We start from the raw sequence: 7,880 nt of genomic DNA on the forward strand, positions 1-7,880 counted from the left end.
GTGACCAACACCGGCACGGTGACGGTCGATGGCGGCCAGACGTTGACACTGTCCAGCACGGAGATTTCGGGCGGGGCCGTCAACGGCGCCGGCATCATCGATGTCATCGTCGCGAGCAAGATCGACGGCGGCGCCACACTGAGCACGGCTGCAGTTACCGCCGATGCCAAGCTGACGCTGGACGGCATCACGGTTTCGGGCTCGACGATCACGGACAATGCAGGCATCGAGCTTGACAACACCGTCAAGCTTCAGGACGGCGCCAGCATCCAGGGTGGCGCGGTCGCCAATATCGGCACGCTGAAGATCGCCGGCGCTGCAACGCTGCTCAATGACGTCGTGACCAACACCGGCACGGTGACGGTCGATGGCGGCCAGACGTTGACACTGTCCAGCACGGAGATTTCGGGCGGGGCTGTCAACGGCGTCGGCACGATCGATGTCATCGGCAGCAGCAAGATCGATCAATCGGCGACGCTGAGCACCGCTGCCGTGACGGTTGAGAGCGGCGTCATACTGACGCTGGATGACGTGACCGTTGCGGGTACCGCAATCGCCAATCATGGCACGGTCAAGGTCGATGCAAGCAGCAAGCTGACATTGAACGGTGCAAGCCTGACCGGCGGCGCGCTCATTGTTTCGGGCACGCTGAATTCGACCGGCACAACTGCGATTACCGACGCCAACATCTCGAACAACTATCTGATCGAGGCAACCCTGGGCGCGTTGACGCTGTTGGCGACGACCTCCGCAAGCTCGATCGCGAATGACGGCATCCTCCGGGCCAATGGCGCCGAGCTCGACATCAACGGCGAAGCCGTCACTAACACCGGCACGTTGGCGGCGATCGATCACGGGACACTGAAGCTGATCGGGATGAAGGCGACCAATACCGGCAGCGGTGCCGTCTCGGTCGAGTCCGGCTCGACACTCGATCTCCAGGGCGCGACCATCGACGGCGGCACGGTGACGATTGCCGGTACGCTGGAATCGACCGGCACGAGCGCGATCGACAACGCCGACATCACCAACACCGGCACGATCACGGTCACCAGCGGCACGCTGACGATCGATCCCGCCACGCTTCACACCATCACCAATCACAATCTGATTCAGGCGAATGGTGGCGTGCTCGGCGTCTCCGGCGAAGACATCTCCAACACCGCGGATCTCGAGGCGATCAACTATGGCACGCTGAAGCTGACAAATCTGACTGTCAGTAACAGCGGCACCGGAGCGATCACGGTCGATGGTCACTCGAAGCTCTATCTGACCGACGTCTCGATCAACGGCGGCAGCCTGAGCAATGCCGGCAATCTCTACAGCGCCGGCGTCGATACGGTCACGGGCAGCGTCACCAATACCGGCATCATCGAGGTCCAGAGCGGCACGCTCGACCTTGCGGGTGGCATCGCCGGTTCAGGCAAGGTGATCGTCGATGTCGGCGCGACGCTGGAGTTTTCGGGCGCGACCGGTTCGATCCACATCGTCAATTCCGGCTCGATCGTGGGCACCGGTGGCAATGCGGCGATCCACATCCAGCAGGACACGACCGGTTCGGTGATCGACAATTCCGGCACCATCGGGCCGGCCGCCGCCTTGAGCGTGACCTCCGCGACCGATGCGATCGTCGAGACCGACGGCAGCCTCACGATCAACAACACCGGCCACATCAACGGCAATGTCTCGGTCGCTACCGCGACCTTCAACAACGAGCTGGGCGGCACCTGGACGGTCGCCGGCACGAGCGTGTTCGGCAATGCGTCGACGATCGTCAATGACGGTGTCATCGATCTCCTCAACGGCGCCTCGATCTCCCTGAGTGGGCCTGGCCTCGTCAATCACAACCACATCGACAGCTGGGGCACGGCGTCGATCTCGGGCACCATCGCCAATACCGGCACCATCGAGGTCCATGGCGAGTTGTCGCTGTTCGGCTCGTTGACCGGCACGGGCTCGGTCACCGTCGATGCCGGCGCGCTGCTGAAGCTCGAAGGCACGGTCGCGCAAACGATCGCACTTCACGGCAACGGCGCCGCGCTTGAGATCGATACGGACACGTTCGGCGGCTCGATCGCAGACTTGTCCGTGAACGACACGATCGAATTATCGACGATCCAGTGGGGCCCCGGCACCAGCGCCGTCTACGTGCCCAATGCTGCCGATCCTGCGAGCGGCGGCATGCTCACGGTCACCGGCAACGATGGCAAGACCATCGACCTGACTCTCGTCGGCGACTATCGCAACGCGCACTTCGCGGGCAGCGACGATGGCGGCCACACGCTGATCACGATGCATGCGATCGACGACGCGCCGGCGTTCGACATGGTCAATGCATCCCTGACCGCGAACTTCTCCGAGCGCGAAAGCACCACCGGCTCCGGCGATTCCGACCCGCTGCCCGCCGCAACCGGCTCGATTCACTTCACCGACATCGACCTGACGGACCGTCCGATAGCGACAGTTGCAGTCACCGACCAGGCTGTGACCTGGCTGGATGGCGGCACCGACCTCACCGCGTCGCTCACCGACGACGAGACCGCCGCGTTGAAGGCCGCGCTGATCTATGGGCAGACTGGCAAGAACAACGGCACCGTCACCTGGAGCTATTCGATCCCCGACGGCGCGCTGGATTTCCTCGCCAAGGACCAGACCGCGAAGGTCGACTCCACCATCACGCTCACGGACGATTACGGCAAGATCCATACGGCCGAGGTCAGCGTCACCATCACTGGCAAGAACGACATTCCGACATTGGCCGCGGTCACCACGGGTCCACTTGTTGACACCGCCGCCACCGATAGCTTCCCGAACATCACGGGAACGCTGGTCGGGACCGACGCCGACCATGGCGAGACGGCAACGTTGCACTACGCGGTGATGGATGGAGCGAACGCGGTCACGACGGTCGCCGGTCATTACGGTTCGCTGACGGTGGATGCCGTCGGCAGCTACAGCTACGTTCCGGATGCTGCGGCGATCAACGCGCTGTCGGCAGGCCCTTACTCGGACGTCTTCACGATTCAGACCAAGGACGCGCAGGGTGCTGTCGGCACGGCGTCATTCACGGTCGCCGTCACCGGCGCCAACGACACGCCGGTGTTGTCCTATGGCAGCATCGGGAAACTCACCGACACGGCCGCAGCGGATAGTTTCTCCGACCTCACGGGACAGGTGGTCGGGACCGACGTCGACACCGGCGACACGCTGAGCTATGCCCTGCTTGACGCAGGTCACCAGGCCGTCGCGACGGTCACGGGTCATTATGGCGCGCTGACGCTCAATAGCAACGGCAGCTATAGCTACGTTCCCGACGCTGCGTCGATCAACGCCCTGCCGGGAGGCTCCTATTCGGATAGTTTCACGGTCCAGGTCACCGACGCGCATGGCGCTGCCACCACCGCGACATACACGGTGGACCTGACGGGCGCCAACGACACGCCGAAGCTGTCCGATCTCAACATCGGCTCGCTCACGGACACGGCTGCGACTGACAGTTTCGCCAATCTCACCGGCAAGCTGGTCGGGACCGATGCTGACAGTGGCGAGACGGGGTCGCTGACCTATGCCGTGCTTGATGCGACGCATCATGCGGCTGCAACGGTCGCAGGCCACTACGGCTCGCTAACGGTGAACGCGAACGGCAACTACAGCTACGTTCCGGATGCAACCGCCATCAACGCACTGCCGCAGGGATCCTATTCGGATACGTTCACGGTACAGACGACGGACGTTCATGGGGCCGCGGGCACGGCGACACTGACAGTCGGCGTGACCGGCGCGAATGACACGCCGATGTTCGATCTCGATCACGTGAGTGTTAGGCAAGACGACGACGAGCAGGTGATCGTCCATGGCCTTTCGTTGGTCGACCCGGACGCTGCTCCGAATGAGATATTCACGCTGGCTGCCACGACCGAGGCTGCCGGCAGCAATGCGAGCCCGTCGTCGCGCTCCGGTCTATTTGCAAACATCAATGGGAGCCTGAATACCGTTATCTACAATGAAGGCAGCGCAGAGCCGCCCACGGACAAGATCACGCTCACCGTGACCGACGGGCACGGGGCGAGCGATACCATTCACTTGATTTTCAACCTTCCTGAAAGTGCGAACGACCACGCGCGGATCACCGGCACGACCGGCAAAGATCTGTTCATCGGAACCGGCTATCAGGATCAGTTCGTGTTCGCGGCCGACTCGAACTGCGATATGATCGTGAATTTCACGCCGGGTCAGGACCACATCGATCTCTCGGCAGTTGTGACGACCTCCAATCTTTCCGCCTGGATGGCCCAGCATGTGGCCGGGTCACCTACCAATTCGGCGGACACCCTGATCACGATCGACGCGGCAGACACGATCGTCCTGAAGGGCGTCACCGCGGCCCATCTCCATGCGAGCGACTTCATCGTCCACGCCTGATGACCGCTTGGGTGCCAAGCCGCCGGCTGCCATTGCCCGTGAAAGCGTGATATTCAACCGCCATGAAACGTCTCAAAATCTTGCGGCGGTGGTTTGCGCGGAAGTTGGGGTTTGCGCGGCTGATGTGCCTTGCGCTGCTGGTCGTGTTTGCCGGCGCTCGCCTCTGGGATCCGCCGCCGATCCAGGAACTGCGGCTGCGCACCTTCGACATGTTTCAGTTGATCGATCCGCGCCACAAGGCGGCGCGGCCGGTCACGATCGTCGACATCGACGACAAGAGCCTCGCCAAGCTCGGCCAATGGCCGTGGCCGCGGACGCGGATCGCCGACATGATCCAGAACCTTACCAGCAACGGCGCGGTCGCAATCGGCTTCGACGTCGTGTTCTCGGAGGCCGACCGGCTCAATCCGGATCTGGTCGCGAGCCACATGCGCTACCTCGACGATGCCACCCGCGCCAAGTTGCGCGAGCTGCCGAGCAACGACCAGATCCTTGCCGAAGCGATCAAGCGCTCGCGCGTGGTGCTGGGCGAGACGGGGCTTCCAGCAGTCTTGTCCGAACTCGACAAGTCACTTCCATTCACCGGCGTAGCGACGCTCGGGGAGGACGGGTCTGAACGCTTCATGTTCGACTTCCCGGGCTTGTTGCGCAACGTGCCTGTGATCGAGAAGGTCGCGGCCGGACGCGGCCTGTTCTCGATCAGACCCGAGCGCGATGGCCTGATCCGCCGCGTGCCGATGATCCTGCGGGCGCAGGACAACATCATGCCCTCGCTGAGCCTGGAGATGCTGCGCGTCGCCACCGGCACGCCGACGCTGCTCATCAGGACCGACAAGAGCGGTATCCGCACGATCCGCCTCAAGGGCCTGGAGATCCCGACCGACAAGAACGGCCAGCTGTGGATGCATTACGCCCGCCCGGACCCCTCGATCTACGTCTCTGCGGCCGATGTGCTCGACAATAGCGTGTCGCCCGGCAAGATCGCCGGCAAGCTGGTCCTGATCGGCACCTCCGCGGGCGGGTTGAACGACCTCAAGACCACGCCGGTGTCCTCGACCATGCCCGGCGTCGAGATCCACGCCCAGGTGCTGGAGAGTGTGCTGAGCGGCGCGGTGATCTCCCAGCCCGGCTATGCGCTCGTTGTCGAGCTGCTCGCCGCGCTCGTCATCGGCTTGCTCGTCATCATCTTCACGCCGAACCTCGGACCGGTCCGCCTCGTACTTGCCGGCGCGACCTTCGCCGCGATCCTGATCGGAGTGTCCTGGTTCTACTATGCCCAGCGCCGCTATCTCATCGACTTCACCTATCCGCTGCTCTCGACCACCGCGATCTATCTGACGCTGATCTTCGCGAGCTTCGTGCGCGAGCAGCGGCAGCGCGTGCAGATCCGCGGCATGTTCGCGCAATACATGTCGCCGGTGCTGGTCGAGCAACTCGCGCAGTCACCGGAAAAGCTCGTCCTCGGCGGCGAGGAGCGCGAAATGACGATCATGTTCTCCGACGTGCGCGGCTTCACCACCATATCGGAAACCTACAAGCACGACCCGCAGGGCCTGATCGCGCTGATGAACCGCTTCCTGACCCCTCTGACCGACGTGATCATCGATCAGAAGGGCTATATCGACAAATATATGGGCGACGCCATCATGGCGTTCTGGAACGCGCCGCTCGACGATGCCGAGCACGAGGTCAACGCCTGTGAGGCCGCGATCCAGATGCTGGAGCGGATCGACGCGGTGAACAAGGACCGCGAACAGGAAGCCACGGATGGCGGCCACGTCTACATCCCGCTCAATGTCGGTATCGGCCTCAACACCGGCATCGGCGTCGTCGGCAACATGGGCTCCGACCTGAAGAAGAACTATTCGGTGCTCGGCGACAGCGTGAACCTGGCCTCGCGCCTGGAAGGCCAGTCGAAGGAGTACGGCTTTCCCATCATCGTCGGCTCGAGGACCGCGCTCGCCGCCAAGGACAAGTTCGCGATCCTCGAGCTCGACTTCATCATGGTCAAGGGCAAGACCGAGCCCGAAGTGATCTACGCCATCGCCGGCCGCGAGGACGTGATGCATTCCGGCGCCTTCCAGCGCCTGCGCAACGTCACCATCGAAATGCTGGCCTGCTATCGCGGCCGCGACTGGCAGGGCGCGCTGGACGCCATCGAACGCGGGCGCAGGAGCGAGGATGCCGACACGCTGGAAAAGCTGTTCAAGCTCTATGAAGTGCGTATCAAGGAATTCCAGGTGAATCCGCCGGCGGAGGGGTGGACCGGGGCCTATGCACTGCTGACGAAGTAGGGGGCAGATGTGCGGTTTTGAAGCTAACCACACACTCGCTGTCGTCCCGGCGAACGCCAGAACCCATTACCCCAGGGAGAAGTTGTTACGGCGAGCGGCCAACCACCAATCTTCGGCAAACGAAATTCGGTGGTTATGGGTCCTGGCTTTCGCCAGGACGACGGCAGAGGGTTGAGCTGTCGCCTCACTCCGCCCCGATCGTCGTCAGGTCCTGGAACCAGTGCTGCGCCTGGACGAACTGCTTGACCTTGGGCGACAGCGCATGCGGGTTGGTGTCGTGCACCACCCACACCAGCGTGGCGTCGTCGACGATCAGCGCGTGCGCCTGCGCCAGCAGCTCGTCCTGCTTGGTGCTGTCGAAAGTCTGCTTGGCCTCGTCGATCAGCGCGTCGACCTTCGGGTTCTTGTAGCCGCCCCAGTTGACGCCGACCGGCGCGATCTGGCTCGAATGGAAGAAGCGGACGATGGCGTAGAGCGGGTCGGAGGTGACGTAGGCGATGTTGTTGGCGGTGATGCCGGCGTTCATCTCGTCGGCCGCGCCCTTGCGCCAGTGCGTATAGAGCGTCTCGAGCTCCACGACCTTGAAATCGATGTCGATGCCGATCTCCTTGAAGCTCTGCTGCAAAAATTCATTCATCGGCAGCGACAGCATCTGGCCGGTGCCGCCCTGTGCGATGATGAAGGTCGCCTTCAGCGGCTTCGCCTTGGAGTAGCCGGCTTCCTCGACCAGCTTCTTCGCCGCGGCGACATCGTATTTCAGCTCGAAGCTCGGCTTGCCGAACCACGGGCTCGACGGATCGACCTGTCCCTTGGCGGGTTTCGCAAGGCCATTCATCAGGCCCACCACGGCCTCACGATCGATCGCGAGGTTCAGCGCCTTGCGCAGGCGGATGTCGGTCCAGGGCGAGCCCGGCAGCACGCTCAGATGATAATTCCAGACATGCGGCGTGACGTTATCGACGAGCTTCATGCCGGCGGCCTTGAGCTGCGGCACGGCATCCGGCGCCGGCGTTTCGATCAGATCGACTTGCCCGGCCAGCAGCGCATTGGTGCGCGTCAGCGCTTCCGGCATCGGCACCAGCACGAGCTTGTCGACCTTGGGAATACGCTTCTTGTTCCAATAATCCGGATTCTTCGTGAGCTCGGCGAGCTCGCGCGGCACCA

At 63.0% G+C, this 7,880-nt stretch carries 3 protein-coding genes; 2 read left to right on the plus strand and 1 reads right to left on the minus strand.

Features of this window, described 5'->3' with window-relative positions; genetic code table 11:
• Together AC0L3A_RS27790 and AC0L3A_RS27795 are read left to right on the plus strand one after the other, a co-directional pair.
• A partial coding sequence (locus AC0L3A_RS27790; protein ID WP_473255482.1) for a beta strand repeat-containing protein occupies window positions 1-4,422 on the plus strand: 4,422 nt, incomplete at its 5' end.
• 62 nt (window positions 4,423-4,484) lie between these two features.
• Window positions 4,485-6,716, plus strand: a complete 2,232-nt coding sequence (locus AC0L3A_RS27795) for a CHASE2 domain-containing protein (protein ID WP_007599545.1) — start codon at window positions 4,485-4,487, stop codon at window positions 6,714-6,716.
• A gap of 184 nt (window positions 6,717-6,900) precedes the next feature.
• Here AC0L3A_RS27795 and AC0L3A_RS27800 read toward each other — a convergent pair.
• Window positions 6,901-7,880: ABC transporter substrate-binding protein (locus AC0L3A_RS27800; RefSeq protein ID WP_473255483.1), on the minus strand; the 980-nt coding region annotated here is incomplete at its 5' end.

The organism is Bradyrhizobium sp. MI1.3 (genome assembly GCF_055811695.1).